This is a genomic window from Mesorhizobium sp. P2_C7, assembly GCF_056404515.1.
Window position 1 is genome coordinate 167,766 of record NZ_JBFUDW010000013.1, and the last position, 15,515, is coordinate 183,280.

General features: G+C 63.3%; 14 protein-coding genes. 6 read left to right on the plus strand and 8 right to left on the minus strand.

Features of this window, described 5'->3' with window-relative positions; translation table 11 throughout:
- Window positions 1-136 precede the first annotated feature (136 nt).
- Entirely contained in the window at window positions 137-703 is a 567-nt protein-coding gene (locus AC1D2G_RS25170) for a TetR/AcrR family transcriptional regulator (RefSeq protein ID WP_095089256.1), read from the plus strand.
- Here AC1D2G_RS25170 and AC1D2G_RS25175 read toward each other — a convergent pair.
- The 6 genes from AC1D2G_RS25175 to AC1D2G_RS25200 all read right to left on the minus strand — a co-directional run bounded on the left by AC1D2G_RS25175 (window position 694) and on the right by AC1D2G_RS25200 (window position 6,776).
- Window positions 694-1,782, minus strand: a complete 1,089-nt coding sequence (locus AC1D2G_RS25175) for an ABC transporter ATP-binding protein (RefSeq protein WP_477417344.1) — start codon at window positions 1,780-1,782, stop codon at window positions 694-696. The two genes, AC1D2G_RS25170 and AC1D2G_RS25175, sit on opposite strands and share 10 nt — an antisense overlap.
- Window positions 1,769-2,707, minus strand: a complete 939-nt coding sequence (locus AC1D2G_RS25180) for a PfkB family carbohydrate kinase (protein WP_477417346.1) — start codon at window positions 2,705-2,707, stop codon at window positions 1,769-1,771. Before AC1D2G_RS25180 ends, AC1D2G_RS25175 begins: the two co-directional genes overlap by 14 nt.
- Complete coding sequence (locus AC1D2G_RS25185; RefSeq protein ID WP_477417348.1) at window positions 2,707-3,729, minus strand: SIS domain-containing protein; 1,023 nt, start codon at window positions 3,727-3,729, stop codon at window positions 2,707-2,709. Before AC1D2G_RS25185 ends, AC1D2G_RS25180 begins: the two co-directional genes overlap by 1 nt.
- Window positions 3,726-4,571 carry a carbohydrate ABC transporter permease gene (locus AC1D2G_RS25190; protein ID WP_095089248.1) on the minus strand — a complete coding sequence of 282 codons (846 nt, stop codon included), beginning with the start codon at window positions 4,569-4,571 and terminating at the stop codon, window positions 3,726-3,728. Before AC1D2G_RS25190 ends, AC1D2G_RS25185 begins: the two co-directional genes overlap by 4 nt.
- Entirely contained in the window at window positions 4,571-5,455 is an 885-nt protein-coding gene (locus AC1D2G_RS25195; protein ID WP_477417350.1) for a carbohydrate ABC transporter permease, read from the minus strand. The genes AC1D2G_RS25190 and AC1D2G_RS25195 overlap by 1 nt, the downstream gene beginning before the upstream one ends.
- A gap of 82 nt (window positions 5,456-5,537) precedes the next feature.
- Window positions 5,538-6,776: an extracellular solute-binding protein gene (locus tag AC1D2G_RS25200; protein ID WP_095089244.1), complete on the minus strand. Its 1,239-nt coding sequence runs from the start codon at window positions 6,774-6,776 to the stop codon at window positions 5,538-5,540.
- A gap of 208 nt (window positions 6,777-6,984) precedes the next feature.
- Here AC1D2G_RS25200 and AC1D2G_RS25205 point away from each other — a divergent pair, with 208 nt between their 5' ends.
- Window positions 6,985-8,199, plus strand: coding sequence for an ROK family protein (locus AC1D2G_RS25205; RefSeq protein ID WP_477417352.1), 1,215 nt, complete (start codon window positions 6,985-6,987; stop codon window positions 8,197-8,199).
- Window positions 8,200-8,326: 127 nt separating this feature from the next.
- Window positions 8,327-9,928 (plus strand): inorganic phosphate transporter, encoded by a 1,602-nt coding sequence (locus AC1D2G_RS25210; RefSeq protein WP_477417354.1) that lies wholly within the window; start codon window positions 8,327-8,329, stop codon window positions 9,926-9,928.
- A 155-nt stretch (window positions 9,929-10,083) separates the two neighbouring features.
- Here the strand turns inward: AC1D2G_RS25210 and AC1D2G_RS25215 are convergent, their stop codons facing one another.
- Window positions 10,084-11,244, minus strand: coding sequence for a patatin-like phospholipase family protein (locus AC1D2G_RS25215; protein ID WP_477417356.1), 1,161 nt, complete (start codon window positions 11,242-11,244; stop codon window positions 10,084-10,086).
- Entirely contained in the window at window positions 11,237-12,025 is a 789-nt protein-coding gene (locus AC1D2G_RS25220; protein ID WP_477417358.1) for an acetoacetate decarboxylase, read from the minus strand. The genes AC1D2G_RS25215 and AC1D2G_RS25220 overlap by 8 nt, the downstream gene beginning before the upstream one ends.
- A 247-nt stretch (window positions 12,026-12,272) precedes the next feature.
- On the opposite strand from AC1D2G_RS25220, the gene AC1D2G_RS25225 reads away from it, so the two are divergent.
- The 3 genes from AC1D2G_RS25225 to AC1D2G_RS25235 all read left to right on the plus strand — a co-directional run bounded on the left by AC1D2G_RS25225 (window position 12,273) and on the right by AC1D2G_RS25235 (window position 15,513).
- A complete protein-coding gene (locus tag AC1D2G_RS25225; RefSeq protein ID WP_477417360.1) occupies window positions 12,273-13,061 on the plus strand; it encodes a 3-hydroxybutyrate dehydrogenase in 789 nt (262 codons plus the stop codon).
- A gap of 86 nt (window positions 13,062-13,147) precedes the next feature.
- Window positions 13,148-13,912, plus strand: a complete 765-nt coding sequence (locus AC1D2G_RS25230; protein WP_477417362.1) for a phosphodiesterase — start codon at window positions 13,148-13,150, stop codon at window positions 13,910-13,912.
- Window positions 13,913-14,184: 272 nt separating this feature from the next.
- Window positions 14,185-15,513: an NAD(P)H-dependent oxidoreductase gene (locus AC1D2G_RS25235; protein ID WP_477417363.1), complete on the plus strand. Its 1,329-nt coding sequence runs from the start codon at window positions 14,185-14,187 to the stop codon at window positions 15,511-15,513.
- Window positions 15,514-15,515 lie beyond the last annotated feature (2 nt).

Sequence of the window (15,515 nt, forward strand, 5' to 3'; positions counted from 1 at the left end):
CTCAGCCGAAATCCGGCGCGAAGCGCGGACATCGGGACACATATCGACTGCGGGTCCCGATTTCAAATAACGGCGGTCTTACTGTACCGTCTGGACGGTCTTGTCAATTGGGCCTAAGCTTGCGATGGGAGGGGCCATGAAAGCTCCAAGATCGAATTCGCGCGAGAAGATTCTTGCTGCGGCGGCGGACGTCGCACGAGAATCCGGGCCCGGCAGCCTGTCGCTGGAAGCGGTCGCCAGCCGCGCCGGCGTATCGAAAGGCGGGTTGCTCTACAATTTCCCGACCAAGGCCAAGTTGATGCAGGGACTGGTCGAGGGCTATTTGCGTGACTTCGGGCAAGCGCTCGAAACCGCAAATAGTGCCGACAAAGGCAAAAACCCACTCGCAGTCTACATCACGCTGTCGGCAAGCGATTGCGAGGAGAAGCGGCCATCGGCATCCTGGATCTTTTCGGCGATCGCCGAGGATCCCGACTTCATGACGCCGATAAAGACGTTCAAGCAGCAGCTTTTCGAGCGGCTGAAGGGCGAGACGCCGGATCTGAAGTCGCTGCTGGTCTGCTACTTGGCCATAGAAGGGCTGCGCAGCATGAGCCTCTTCGATGCGGATGTCCTTTCGAAAGACGAACGGCAGTTGCTGGTGTCGTCCCTGCTTGAGATTGCGGGGTCACCGCATACCCGCGAGGACATCGATCAGGGCTGATCCAGGAAGGCCTTGCCGGTTGCCGGGTCAAACAAGCGAAGCGCTGTCTCATCGAAGGCGAAGCTGCATGTTTGGCCCTTGGCAAGCCGGGTCCGTGGCGGCAGGCAAGCCGTCAGCCGCTGTGGACCGATGCGAGCCGTGGTGACCAGTTCGGGTCCGGTCAGTTCGATGACCTCGATCTCAACGGGCAATGACAAGTCCGTCGCAGCACCGGACGTCACGCGAAGCGCTTCGGGCCTGATGCCGACGACGACCCGTGCGCCGTTGCGAGCCGAGTTTCGATAGCGTGCAGGCACGGGTATGCGGACGTCGGTATCGGCTATGGCCAGCTTTCCGTCGGCGACGACCGCCTGCAGCATGTTCATCGACGGCGCGCCGACAAAGCCCGCGACATAGAGTGTCGCCGGCTGGTCGTAGATATCTTCGGGCGTGCCGAGCTGCTCGATCCGGCCGTCGCGCATCACCGCGATGCGGGTCGCCAGCGTCATTGCCTCGATCTGGTCGTGGGTGACATAGACGATCGTGGTCTGCAGCATCTGGTGCAGGCGCTTCAGTTCGGTGCGCATTTCCAGGCGCAGCTTGGCGTCGAGATTGGACAGCGGCTCGTCGAACAGGAAGACCTGCGGCTTGCGCACCAGCGCCCGGCCAATGGCGACGCGCTGGCGCTGGCCGCCAGAAAGCTGGCTCGGCTTGCGGTCGAGCAAGGTCTCTATCTGCAGGAGCTTCGCCGCTTCGTGTACCGCCCTGTTGCGCTCGTCGGCGGCAACCCCTCGCATCTCCAATCCGAAGCCGATGTTGCGGTGAACAGTCAGGTTCGGATAGAGCGCATAGGACTGGAAGACCATGGCGATATCGCGATTCTTGGGATGAACGCCAAGGATCGAGCGACCGCCGATCAGCACATCGCCGCTGGTCGCCTCGGCCAGCCCGGCGATGATGTTGAGCAGCGTCGATTTTCCGCAGCCCGAGGAGCCGAGCAGCACCAGGAATTCGCCGCTCTGCAGCGCGATGTCGATGCCTTTCAGCGTCTCGACACTGCCGTAGCTCTTGCGGATGTCGCGGATTTCAAGCGCGCTCATGTGTGGATTCCCTGAACTGCATCGGCCCACCATAGTTGCGGGGCAAGGTGGAAATCGCGCGCGACGCCACATGCGTCGCGGCGGAGAGACAGGCCGACAGCGGCTGCTCCTGCGCCAGTGCAGCGAGGAAGGCGGCGTTGAAGACATCGCCGGCGCCGATCGTGTCGACCACCCGGACATCGGGCGCGACGGCTTCGACAAGTGCGCCGTCCGGGCCGATGGCGATGGCGCCCAGCGGGCCGCGCTTGACGACGAAGGTCGCGCCTTCCCTCATGCTTGACCGGATCGCGCGGGCTGCCTCCACAGGGCTCTGCATTCCGGCCAGGGTCACGGTCTCGACCTCGTTGAACAGCGCCAGTTCGCAGCGCGACAGCCATGCGCGGGTGGCCGTGCAATTGGCCTCGGTCCAGCCATCGATCGGCCAGCCGGTGTCGAGCGCGACGGCAATGCCGTTGCTGTCCGCCCAGTCGAAAAACGCCTCGTAATGGCGTGTGAGATCGTCGGTCAGGAAAGAGCCGCACAACAGCGCGTAGCCGCCCGAGAGCGCCCTGCCGTCGAGCACGGAAAGCACATCGCCGAGGCCGAAGCGCGGCAGATGTCCGCGTGTGGTGAAGAAGGTCCGCTCGCCGTCCGGGTGGGTCATGCCGACGGACAGGGTCGTGCCTTCAGGACGGACCGGCCATTTCTCGGCACGGCGGCCAAACGCCTCGCGAAGCCAACGGCCGAACTGGTCGTCGCCGACATTGGCGGCAACGGCGAAATCGACGCCCAGCGCCTCCCAGGCCAGCGCGCTGTTGCCTGCCTGGCCGCCGACGCGCAATTCGTCGTGGTCGACGACGGTCTCCGTTCCGGCGACAGGCCACGGCGCTACCGGGCCGACAATCAGGTCGACATTGACGTTGCCGATCACCGCAAGCGGCCGCATCACTCGCTCCTGGTGATCTTGGTCGAGCGAACCGGCGTGCCGGCATTGTCGACGCGGGCATCGGCGAAAGCGATCATCAGGCGTTGCGCTGGAGGCAGCATGGCGAAGATCGCGGCCATACCGGAAGCCGGTTTGAAGGAAAGCGTCACGGCTCCTGCGACAGGCCTTTGCCCGGACGAATCGAAGACGACGAGCGGTGCGCCGGCCTCGATCACGGACATGGCCATGGCGGTCACCAGATCCGATGTCGGGTCGTTGCCGCGAAACAGGATGACGCCGACGTGCGGGCCGAGCATTTCCATCGGCCCGTGACGCAACTGGCCACCCTCGAGCGAAAAGCACGGCAGGCGCGACAGTTCGGTAAGGCCGAGTGCCAGCGCTTCGCCGAGACCTTGCAACCGCCGGCCCGAGGTGACGACGGCCGTCACTCCAGCCAGTGCTGCGAGCGCCAACGTGATGTCATTGTCTTGTGGCTGATCCAGGGCGCCAAGCGCGGCACTCGGATCCTCGCCGAGTGCCGCGAGGATCGCCAGATGCAAGGCGAAGGTCACGGTCAGGCTGCGGGTTGCGGCAAACGCCAGTTCGGTGCCGCCGGCGCCGACCAGGCAAGGCACCGTGCGAGCCAGGAACGAATCGCCTTCAAGCGTCAAGCCGAAAACATCGGCGGTGCCGCCAGCCTCTGAGAACCATCTGACGACCTCCGCGCTCTCACCTGACTGCGAGGTGACGAGCACCGTCCTGCCGGCCCGTGGCAACGGTTGGCCGAGTTGCTCGGAAAGCGGCAGTGCCAGCGCATCGATGCCAAGCGCGCGGTAGAGCGGCTCGACGGCGCGGCCGACGGCATGCGAGCCGCCCATGCCGAGCAACAAAAGGCGCCCGCTCCGCCGGATCGAGGCGGCGATCTTTGCCGCCATGGCCGCGTTGTGTTCGAACGACGCGATCGCATCGGCATGCTGGCGCGCCATTTCGCGGTCGATCGCCATGAGCCCGGCGGGGCGGCTCTTGCCAGTGGTCATCGTCATCCTTTCACACCGCCGCTGGTCAGGCCCGAAATCAGCGCCCGCTGCATGACCAGGCCGATCAGCACCGGCGGCAAGGCTGCCAGCACGCCGGCCGTGGCGATCAATCCGTAGTCGGAAACCCGGCCGCCGGCCAAATCGGCGATGGCGACGGTCAGGGTCTTGGCGCGCTGGTCCGAGGTGAACAGCAGCGCATAGAAGAATTCGTCCCAGGCGAGCAGCACGGCAAACAGCGCCGATGTCGCCATTACCGGTGCGGCCAGCGGCAGCGTGATGATGCGCAGCGTCTGGAACAGTCCGGCGCCGTCGATCATCGCCGCCGCCTCGATTTCGCGCGGGATCGAGTCGAAACCCGACTTCATCAGCCAGGTGGTGAAGGGCGCCAGTATGGTCAGGTAGACCAGCGCCAGGCCGAAGACATTGTTGAGCAGGCCGAGATACGACAGGCCCATATAGAGCGGCACGGCCAGCGCCACCGGCGGCAGCATGTAGGTGGCGATGACCATCGAGAGCGACCAGCCGATCGATGGCGTGCGCGAGACGGCCCAGCCGGCCGGGATCGCCAGCGCGAGCGCCGCGATGGTCGCCATGCCGGCAATCTCGAGGCTGTTGCGCAGCGATGAGGTGAAGGCAGCGCCGGCACTGTTTTCGGCGGTCGACAGCAATTGCCCGTAGCGCGAGAAGTCAGCACTTTGCGGCCACCAGCGCAGCGGCTTGGCGGCAAGGTCGGCGGCTGGCGAGATGCTCATGATAAACAGCCAGGCAAGGGGCGCCAGGATGACGGCTGCGAGCAGCAAAGCGCAGGCATGGATGAAGATGGTGAAGGCCGGGCTCTGGCGTTCCATCAGGCGGCACTCCCGGCGGTCTTGCGCACCAGCGCCGCATAGGCGACGGCCAGCACGGTGACGAGCAAGGTGACGATCAGCGCCAGCGACGCGCCGGAGCCGGCGCGCTGGAAGGAGAAGGCCTCCTGGTAGACGAGGATCGACAGCGTGCGCGTGCTGTTGGCCGGGCCGCCGCGGGTCATTACCCAGATGATGTCGAAGACCTTGAAAGCCTCGATGGTGCGCAGCACCAGCGCCACCATCAGCGGGCCGGCGAGATAGGGCAGGATGACGAAGCGGAAGCGGTTGAAAGCCCCGGCGCCGTCGACGAGCGAGGCAGCGGTAATGTCGCGCGGCACCGCCTGCAGCGCGGCCAGCGCGATCAGCGCCACCAGCGGAAAATTCTTCCAGCAGTCGGCGACGATCAGCGCCGCCAGGGCGGTGCCCGGCTCGCCGAGCCAGGAACGGTAGGCATCGATGAGGTGCATTTGTGTGAGGGCAGCGTTGAGCGCGCCATATTCGGGATTGTAGATCAGCCGCCACAGGGTGGCGTTGACCACGGTCGGCAGCGCCCAGGGCAGGATCATCAAGGCGCGCAGGATGGCGCGGCCATGAAACTGCTGATTGAGCAGCAGTGCTGCGAGAACGCCGATCACCATTTCGGCGGCGACCGAAATCACCGCGAAGAGTGTCGTGGTGACCAGCGTGCGCGAAAAATTCGAGCTGGACAGCATGTTCGCATAATTGTCGAAGCCGACGAAATTGCCGCCCGTGCCGACAAGCTTGGCGTCGGTGAAGGAAAGCCCGACAGTATCGACTAATGGCCATCCGATGACGGCGACCATGACCACGAGCAGCGGCAGCATCAGCAACCATGCACGGGTTGTCATCCAGGTGCCCGACATCGGAGCAGCCTTTCTTCGTTCATCTTTGATCTGGACATAACATGGGCGGCACAAGGCCGCCCATGTTGAACGACAACAGTGCTCAGAGGCCGCTGTTTTGCGCGGCGGTCTTCAAGGCGTCTTCCGGCGAAGACTGGCCGAGAAGCGATTCTTGGATCGCCTGTTGCAAGGCAGTCGACAGCTCCTGGTATTTCGGCGTGGTCGGGCGCGGATACATCGCAGCCAGGCCGAGCTTGGCGGCGGCGATCAGCTCTTCCTGGCCCTTGGTCACCGCCGGGTCGTCATAGGACGACGCCCAGATCGGCAGCGAGAGCTTGGCATACTGGTTTTGCGTCGCCTGCGAGGTCATGAATTCAATGTATTTCCAGGCTTCGTCCGGATGCTTGGAGACCGCTGTGACGCCAAGGCCCATCGAGCCGTTGACGGCCGACACCTCGCTGGTGCCACTGACACCTGGCGCCGGCACAACGCCGACTTTGCCCGCGACCTTGCTGTCCTTCGGATCGTTGGCCATGTTGTACATGTAGGTCCAGTTCAGCGCGAAGGCGGCGTCACCGTTTTCGAAGACCTTGCGCACGTCCTCTTCCAGGAATTCCTTGGAATTGGGATTGGTGAGGCCCGACTTGTAGCTGTCGACCATGTATTTCAGCGCCGCGACGCCGGGGCCATTCTGGAAGTCCGGCTTGCCGTCCTTGAGGAAGTCGCCGCCATAGGCGCTGACCAGCGTGGCGTAGTCGCAGATCGCGGCCTCGGCCTGCGACCAGCTCCAGGCGATCGGTGTCTTCAGCAGGCCCTTGTCCTTGATGATCTTGGCCTGTTCGCCGAGTTCTTCCCAGGTCTTCGGCGGCGCCTTGATGCCGGCCTTCTCCAGGATATCCTTGTTGTAGAACAGGTATTTGGTGTCGAGGATCCACGGCATGCCGTAGTACTTGCCTTCATACAGGACCGTGGTCCAGGCGCCGGGCAGCACGCCCTTCTTCATGTCGCCGGTGATCTTCGACGACTCATCGACCAGCACCTTGTTGGTGGCGTATTCGGCCGGCCAGATGACGTCGAACAGCACGACGTCGTAGCCACCGCCCGAGCCCTGCGCGAGCACGGTCTTGTCGTGCAGGCCCTCATAGGGGACGAATTCGAGATTGACCTTGATGTCGGGATTGGCCTTCGTGAAAGCGTCCGTCATGGCGCGTACGTCAGCCTCGCTGTAGGCGGCCTGCGCCATGAAAAGCGCATTGATGGACGTTTCGGCGAAAGCATGGGGAACGAGCAATCCTCCGACAAAGACTGCGCCCAAGAGTGTCTTACCGATCGATTTCAGCATCTTCTTCTCCCATTTCCGATGTTGGCGGGCCGGCGATATGCGTTGCCTTCCCGGATTGATGTCACGTGACCCAATGGTCCCCCGACCGTGGGCGGCGCCCGGCTTAAAGCCCTGGCCGTCTTGTTCTGCGGTCGGTTTCGCTATTAAGTCAATTCGCTTGACTTAATTAGTCGATCAATACCCTAATGGAGTCAAGAGGGAAACGCCGGTGGACGATATCAGCCCGATCCGCGCCAAGAGCGGCACCAACCAGGAAGGCACGAGCGCGCACAACCGTCGTGTCATGATCGAGGCGCTGCGCCTCAATGGCGCCCTGTCGCGCGCCGACCTGGCGCGGGCGACCCAACTCACCAAGCAGGCGGTCTCCAACATCATCGAGGATCTCGAAAGCGACGGCCTGGTCGTTGCCCTCGAGGCGGTGCGCAAGGGCAGGGGCCAGCCATCGACCCCTTACAGGCTGGTTCCCGAAGGCGCCTTCGCCATCGGGCTGCAGATCGATCGCCACCTGACGCGGGCGGTCGCCGTCGACCTGGTCGGCAGCGTGCTGGCGCGAGCCGAGGCCAACCTGCCGTTCGATGAGCCATCGAAGGGCGTCGAGGTGATCCTTGGCCTGGTCGGCGGCGTCCGGCGTGAGCTATCCCAGATGTCCGCCCAATCCGAAGAGAGGCTTGTCGGCCTCGGCGTCGCGATGCCGGGTCCTTTCGGGCTGAAGAATTCGGACGATAAATGGATGATGCCGGCCTGGCAGAAATTTCCGCTTCTGGACACGCTGGCGAGAGGCACAGGCCTGAATGTCAGCTTGCAGAACGACGCCGCCGCCTGTGCGACGGCGGAGCGCATCGTCGGCGCGGCGCATGGCGTCGATCACGCGGTCTGCCTCTACGTCGGTTACGGCATCGGCGCCGGACTGATCCTGAACGGCGAGCTCTACAGCGGCGGCTATGGCAATGCCGGCGAGATCGGCATGGCGCTGCTGTCGCCGGCCGGCCCCAGCTCGACGCCGCTCGAACATCGCGCGTCGCTGGCCTCGCTTTACCAGCATCTCGGCCTCAATCCGGCCGACGACGACATCTACCAACAGATGGACGGCCTGGTCGCGGCCGAGGATCCCAAGATCATTGCCTGGATCGATGGTGCGGCGCATGATCTGCGCTGGAGCGTGCATCTCATCGAAACGATCTTCGATCCCCAGACTGTCATCCTGACCAGCGGAGCGCCGGAAGCGCTGGCCCGCCGGCTGGTCGAGGCGATGCATCCGCTGCTGCCGTCGATCGCCGACCGGCCGGAGCGGAATTTGCCGCGCCTGCAGCTCGGCACCACCGATCCCTGGTCGATCGCGCTCGGTGCCGCCGCGGCGCCGATCAGCCGGGCCTTCGATCCGCTGTTTTCGGCGATCCTGAAGACGCGGTCCAGGGGCGCCTGACAGCGTCGACGCCAGGCTTTTCGCCTGAAATATCCTCGGAAGTTGTGTCCGATATCGTCACACAGGGTTCATTGTGCGGACATAGCGTTCGTCCCGGTTCTTTGCTGCAATGCAATAGGAGTGGGACATGGTGGACATAGTTTCTAGTGAGGCGGGCATTCCGAGACCGGATCATCCGCTGCACAATTCGGGTAGCGCGAAGTGGTTCCTGCCGGCTTTCGGCGTGCTGGTGCTCGTTGGCGTCGTCTATGTCGGCTATGCGCTCAGCCAGGATCTGGCCGAGGCCAAGACCGTGCCGTGGATCCTGCTCGGCATTGCCTTGCTGATCGCGCTCGGCTTCGAGTTCGTCAACGGCTTTCATGATACCGCCAATGCGGTGGCGACGGTCATCTACACACGCTCCATGCCGGCCGAGTTCGCGGTCATGTGGTCGGGCGCCTTCAATTTCCTCGGGGTTCTCACCTCCAGCGGTGCGGTCGCTTTCGGCATCCTGTCGCTGCTGCCGGTCGAGCTGATCCTGCAGGTCGGCTCATCCTCCGGCTTTGCCATGGTGTTCGCACTGCTCGTCGCCGCGATCCTGTGGAACCTCGGCACCTGGTTCCTCGGCCTGCCGGCGTCGAGCTCGCACACGATGGTCGGCTCGATCATCGGCGTCGGCCTCGCTAACCAGTTCATGGCACCTGCCGGCAGTGCCACCAGCGGTGTCGACTGGTCGCAGGCGACCAATGTCGGCATCACCTTGCTGGTGTCGCCGATCATCGGCTTCTTCGCCGCGGCGATCCTGCTCTATGCGATGAAGCTTATGGTGCGCAATCCGGCCCTCTACGAAGCACCGAAAGGCAACACGCCGCCGCCGTGGTGGATCCGCGGGCCGCTGATCTTCACCTGCACCGGCGTCAGCTTCGCGCACGGCTCCAATGATGGACAGAAAGGCATGGGCCTTATCATGCTGATCCTGATCGGTGTCGTGCCGACGGCCTTTGCGCTGAACCGGACGCCCGACATCAACTATCTAGAGGCCTACAAGTCGGCTTCGGTCAACGTCGAGCAGGCGCTGGGCAAATATGTCAAGCCGGGCGTCACCGTCACCGACGCCAAGGCCGCCGTCCAGGATGCCGTGCGCACCCGGACCTGGAGCGACCAGACGACGGTCGCGCTGCAGACCTACATCCACAACACGACAGCGGGCCTGCAGCCCTATGCCACTGTCGACAACGTGCCGACCGATCTGGTCAGCAACGCCCGCAACGACATCTACCTGATCGGCGAGGCACTCAAGCTGATCGACAAGAAGAAGTTGCTGCCGATGGAGGCCGCCGATCTGAAAGCGGTCACCGACTATCACAAGGCCGTCGACAACGCGACGAAGTTCATCCCGATCTGGGTGAAGGTCGCCGTTGCCCTGGCGCTCGGCCTCGGCACCATGGTCGGCTGGAAGCGCATCGTCGTCACGGTCGGCGAGAAGATCGGCAAGAGCCATTTGACCTATGGCCAGGGTGCCGCCGCGGAGCTTGTCGCGATGGTGACCATCGGCATGGCCGACCGGCTAGGACTGCCGGTGTCGACAACGCACGTGCTGTCGTCGGGCGTTGCCGGAACGATGGCCGCCAACGGTTCGGGGCTGCAATGGTCGACGGTGCGCAACCTGCTGCTTGCCTGGGTACTGACCTTGCCGTGCTCGATCACGCTCGCCTTCGTGCTGTTCATCATCTTCCGCCAGGTGTTCTAGAGCGGACAATCAGATGTTGAAATGAAAACGGCGCCGGTTTCGGCGCCGTTTTTCGTTTGGGGTAGTCTGGCTTGTTTCAACGCGGCTGAAGGCCTTGGTCCGCAAAACTGTGTAATTTGGCGTGCGCCTCGTCAGAGGAAGGCGCAGCAATGACCTCAGGTCGGGTCCTCGCGGTGCAGATCGTGGATGGCGACGCCCTCGACATTGGTCGGCAGGGTCAGCCACTGGCGATGGCGCAGCGTGCGCTGCGTGTCCTCCAGCCCCATCTCCCAGTGCTCACGCATCGAGGTGCCGGAGAATTCGTAGTCCTTGGCGTGACCCTCATAGCCTTTGTGCTGGTAGATCAGGTGGACGATGTTGACGACGCCTGCCTGCGAATAGTCCTCGATAAGCTCTTTTTCGCCATCCTTCAACAGTTCGGCGGGCACGCGCTTCAGCGCCTCGAGCAGCTTCATCTTCAGCGCATGGATGCGCTGGAAATTGTCGGTGTTCTGGCGCGTGCGGCTGGAATACATGATGTCCTTGTGCCGCGACAGCACGTCGGCCATGCCGCGTGGCAAGGTGCCGCGCGCGCTGAACAGGTCGACCTGGAACACCAGCGATGAGCGGTCTTCCTCCTGGTCGAGCAGGTATTGCAGCGGCGTGTTGGAGACGATGCCACCGTCCCAGTAGTATTCGCCCTCGATGCGGATCGACGGGAAGGCCGGCGGCAGCGCGCCGCTGGCCATGATGTGCTCCGGTTCGATGCGCACTTTCTCGGTGTCGAAATAGACGAAGTTGCCGGTCCTGACATTGACCGCGCCGACGCTCAGCCGCTTCTTGCCGTCGTTGAGGATATCGAAGTCGATCAGGCTTTCCAGCGTCTCCTTCAATTCGGCCGTGTCATAGAAGCTGGTGGCGCCTTCGGCTCCCGGCTGTTCGAACCAGGGATTGGGATTGCGCGGCTTGAAGAAGCCGGGCTGGCCCATGGTCATCGTCATCCACGAACTGGTGCGGTTGCGGATGTCGCGGTAGATGTCGCCTTCCGGCGTATAGGCCCAGATCTTCCGGCCCGAGATCGTCTGCCAGAATTGCTCGAGCCGCTGCAGGCGGCGGCTTGATTCATTGCCGGCGATGATCGCCGCATTGATGGCGCCGATCGATACGCCGGAAAGCCAACTCGGTTCGCAGCCGGCGTCGGCCAGTGCCTGATAGACCCCGGCCTGATAGGCGCCGAGCGCGCCGCCACCCTGAAACACCAGCGCGATGCGGTCATACTGCGCCGAGATTTCCTCGATGGTGGCGGTGGCCTCCTTCTTGCGATTGCGTTCAAGCACGAATTTTCTCCGGCTGGGTTGCGCTAATCTCGGAGGGGTCGCGATCAGCAAGGTAGTCGTAAACCACCTCGCCCAGCCCGAGCGTCAGATCGGCGGTGAAATGAACAGCGGATACGATGTCGAGCACTGGCAACTTCGCCACGTCGGCCATGACATGGGGCCGCAGATCGAGCGCCGCGGGCGCCGTCCATGCCTCCTTCAGCGTGATATCGGTAAGATAGTAGCGGACCAGCTCGCAGATGCGCGGCGTGCCGTCGACATGTGGGATGATCTTGACCAGGAAGTTGGGAGCAGCCAGCGAGGCAAGCACGGAATCGTGATCGGCCTCCCGGTGCTTGTAACCCATGGTGCCGGTGGCGCACAGAACGCTGCCATAGTGCAGCGTGCCGACCACCACTTCGCCCTCATGCACGATCTTGGGGCTGGCCAGCTTCTTGGGAAATCCCCACAGTTCACGCCCGCCGGCGATCGGCGCGTCGTCGTCGAGATACATCGAATGAACGTAGCCGCCGTGCTGGCCTTTGTAGCGCACCGGGATCACCTGGCCGGTCTCGGTATAGTCGCCGAAGCCAGTTGAATCAGGCATGCGGATGAATTCGTACTTGACCAGCGGCTCATCGATCTCCAGCGGCGCCGGCACGACGGCCTCGAGCGCCTCGCGCGTCGTGCGGTAGGTGATGATGACGTATTCGCGATCGAAGAAACGATACGGCCCCGGAGGGAAGGACGGATTGGTCAGCGGCATCGCATAGGCGCGCTTCACGACATCGGCGATTTCCAAGCTGCACCCCCAAAGGTCTTTTACAGGCAAAATTTCGTCAGGAATGACCGCGCGAATGCGCAACCGATTATGTTGCACGGCACCATGACAGTGCCGTGTCATCCCGGCGACAACGGTTTCGAAGGGACAGGAGCCATGCTCCGGCGTTGTCGCAAGGTTGTAATCGCATCGACACATGGCTCTGCCATTGTCATGCTGCGATGCACAATTATATGTCATGTTCCCTCCCACCTCGCGCGAGATCACCATGGGTTCCCTGTCTTCGAAGAATGCCCTCGTCACCGGCTCGACCAGCGGTATCGGCCTGGCAATAGCCCGCGCCTTTGCCGCCGAAGGCGCAAACGTCACCATCAACGGGCTGGGGGATGCCGCGGCAATCGAACAGGAGCGCGCCGGCATCGAGAAGGATTTCGGCGTCAAGTGCCGCTACTCCGATGCCAACATGATGGACGGCGCGGCGGTGAGCGCCATGGTGCATGAGGCCGAGGCCGCGTTCGGCAGTCTCGATATCCTGGTCAACAATGCCGGCATCCAGCATGTCGCGCCGATCGAGGACTTCCCGGACGACAAATGGGAAGCCATCATCCGCATCAACCTGCTCGCCGCCTTCTACGCGATCAAGGCGGCGGTGCCCGGCATGAAGGCGCGCAAATGGGGCCGCATCATCAACACGGCCTCCGCGCATGCGCTGGTCGCTTCGCCGTTCAAGTCGGCCTATGTGTCGGCCAAGCACGGCATTGCGGGCCTGACCAAGACGGTGGCTCTCGAGACAGCGCTTGACGGCATCACGGTCAATGCGATCGCGCCGGGCTATGTCTGGACGCCGCTGGTCGAAAAGCAGATTCCCGATACGATGAAAGCGCGCGGCATGACCGAGGAACACGTCAAGCACGACGTGTTGCTGGCGGCGCAGCCGACCAAGGAATTTGTGACCGTCGACGAGCTTGCGGCATTGACGCTGTTCCTGTGCTCGGACTCAGCCAAGCAGATCACCGGCACGACCCTGCCGATGGACGGCGGCTGGACTGCGCAGTAGAGGATGGTCAAGGCGTTTCGTTTGCCGGCTGGTGCCGCCAGGATTCAACCGGAAAGCCGCCAGCACGAGGCATCCCGGTTAGGCCCATGAAAGTCATCCAGATATCCGATCCGCATCTGATGACGCCGGGCGGTCTTCTGTACGGCTCCAATCCGCTCTCCAGGTTGCAAGCCTGCCTTACCGACATCGGCGCCAACCATGCCGACGCTGATCTGGTGGTGATTTCCGGCGACCTGACCAATGACGGCGAGCGCCCCGCCTATGCCGCGCTGAGTGAGAGTCTGACAAAATTCGGTCCGCCCTGCCGGCTGATGCTTGGCAACCATGACGACCGGGCGCTGTTTCTCGAGATGTTCCCGCAAGCCACCGCCGAGCCCGGCTTCGTCCAAAGCGTCGTCGACAGCAGCGAAGGCCGCCTGATCCTGCTCGATACGTTGGATAGCGGCCATGTCGAAGGCAAACTGTGTGCAGCGCGTCTCGACTGGCTCGATGAGCAACTGCAAGAGGCCCGAGATCGGCCGGTCTTCCTGTTCATGCACCATCCGCCGTTCCGGATACACATCCCCGAGCTCGACCGTGTCATGCTCGCCGATGCCGATGCCTTGCATGAGGTACTGCTGCGCCACGGCAATGTCCGCCACATCTTTGCCGGACACGTCCACCGGCTGATCGCCGGCAGCTGGCGCGGCATTCCCGTCAGCACGCTGCGCAGCACCAATCATCAGACCGCGCTGGATTTCTCGCAGAGCTGGAGCCTCGGCCACGAGCCGCCAGCCTATGCCGTGATCTTGATCGATGCGGATGGGGTGATCGTGCATTTCCACGATTTCCCGGTGCCGCCGGCTCTATAGCCTGAACCGTCGAGAGGCCTGGCGCAGCGATCGCCACGACCAGTGGACGAGCTACCCAGAATCCGTGTGCCGGGAAGCACGCAGCCGTGCCAGTGTGTGGTCTGCGCAACCGCTGCGCGACCCTCGCGTTGGTGGGCTGTTTTGGGTCACGCGGAGCCTCCACAATGGTGCGCCACAAAGCAACTGATGTGCACATTAGTCTTGACAGAAATACATATGTTCAATACCGGTCAGGCGATTGAATAACCTGCATTATGGGAGGAACGAGCGGTATGGCTTCCAATGTTTCGTTGACGGGCCTTGCCCGCGATCTCGAGGAACGCGCCAGGTCGGGCAAGCCCATCCGTATCGGCCTGATCGGCTCCGGCGAGATGGGAACCGATATCGTCACCCGCGTCGCCCATATGTCCGGCATCGAGATCGGCGCCATTTCCGAACTGAACCTGCCCGCCGCCAGCAAGGCGGTGGATATCGCCTTCCAGCAAACCGGCCATGCGCGCGAAGTGTCGAACGCGTCAGCGATGACGGCGGCGATGGAGGCCGGCAAGGTCGCGGTCACCAACGATGCCAGCCTGGTCATCGACAATGACCTGATCGATGTCGTCATCGACGCCACCGGCGTTCCGGCGGTCGGCGCCGAAATCGGCCTGCGCGCCATGGAGCATGGCAAGCATCTGGTGATGATGAATGTCGAGGCCGACGTCACCATCGGCGCCTATCTGAAAAGCGAGGCCGACAGGCTTGGCGTCACCTATTCGCTGGGTGCCGGCGACGAGCCGTCGTCCTGCATGGAGCTGATCGAGTTCGTCTCGGCGATGGGCCATCCGATCGTCGCCGCCGGCAAAGGCAAGAACAATCCGCTCAACATCGACGCCACGCCCCCCGACTATGAGGAGGAGGCCGAGCGCCGGCATATGAATGTGCGCATGCTGGTCGAATTCGTCGATGGCTCCAAGACCATGGTCGAGATGGCGGCGATCGCCAATGCCACTGGGCTGGTTCCCGACAAGCCCGGCATGCACGGCCCGGCGGCGACGCTTGGCGAGCTGTCCAAGGTCCTGGTGCCGCAAAAGGACGGCGGCGTGCTGTCGAAGGTCGGCGTCGTCGACTACTCGATCGGCAAAGGTGTCGCGCCTGGCGTCTTCGTCGTCGCCGACATGTCGCACCCGCGCATTTCGGAGCGCATGGAAGATCTGAAGATGGGCAAGGGCCCGTATTTCACCTTCCACCGCCCCTATCATTTGACCTCGCTCGAAGTGCCGCTGACCTGCGCCCGCGTCGTGCTCTACGGCAAGGCGGACATGGTCCCGCTGGCCAAGCCGACGGCCGAAGTCTGCGCGGTGGCCAAGAAGGATATGAAGCCGGGTGAGAAGCTCGATGCGATCGGCGAATATTGCTACCGCGCCTGGATCATGATGGCGCCGGAGGCGCGCGCCGCCAAGGCCATTCCCTGCGGCCTGCTGCAAGGCGGCTCGGTGACCCACCCGATCAAGAAGGGCGAGCTCATCACCTATGCGAATGCCGCTCCCGCGCCGGGCTCCAAGATCGCCGAATTGCGTGCCCGCCAGGACAAGCTCGTCTACGGGTCCGTGGGAGCCTGACC

What these genes read in the sequence shown, in the direction of transcription:
- AC1D2G_RS25175 (WP_477417344.1), bottom strand. Translation starts at nt 1,782, where the DNA reads ATGAGCGCGCTTGAAATCCGCGACATCCGCAAGAGCTACGGCAGTGTC.
- AC1D2G_RS25210 (WP_477417354.1), top strand. Translation starts at nt 8,327, where the DNA reads ATGGTGGACATAGTTTCTAGTGAGGCGGGCATTCCGAGACCGGATCAT.
- AC1D2G_RS25190 (WP_095089248.1), bottom strand. Translation starts at nt 4,571, where the DNA reads ATGGAACGCCAGAGCCCGGCCTTCACCATCTTCATCCATGCCTGCGCT.
- AC1D2G_RS25195 (WP_477417350.1), bottom strand. Translation starts at nt 5,455, where the DNA reads ATGTCGGGCACCTGGATGACAACCCGTGCATGGTTGCTGATGCTGCCG.
- AC1D2G_RS25170 (WP_095089256.1), top strand. Translation starts at nt 137, where the DNA reads ATGAAAGCTCCAAGATCGAATTCGCGCGAGAAGATTCTTGCTGCGGCG.
- AC1D2G_RS25235 (WP_477417363.1), top strand. Translation starts at nt 14,185, where the DNA reads ATGGCTTCCAATGTTTCGTTGACGGGCCTTGCCCGCGATCTCGAGGAA.
- AC1D2G_RS25230 (WP_477417362.1), top strand. Translation starts at nt 13,148, where the DNA reads ATGAAAGTCATCCAGATATCCGATCCGCATCTGATGACGCCGGGCGGT.
- AC1D2G_RS25225 (WP_477417360.1), top strand. Translation starts at nt 12,273, where the DNA reads ATGGGTTCCCTGTCTTCGAAGAATGCCCTCGTCACCGGCTCGACCAGC.
- AC1D2G_RS25200 (WP_095089244.1), bottom strand. Translation starts at nt 6,776, where the DNA reads ATGCTGAAATCGATCGGTAAGACACTCTTGGGCGCAGTCTTTGTCGGA.
- AC1D2G_RS25180 (WP_477417346.1), bottom strand. Translation starts at nt 2,707, where the DNA reads ATGCGGCCGCTTGCGGTGATCGGCAACGTCAATGTCGACCTGATTGTC.
- AC1D2G_RS25185 (WP_477417348.1), bottom strand. Translation starts at nt 3,729, where the DNA reads ATGACGATGACCACTGGCAAGAGCCGCCCCGCCGGGCTCATGGCGATC.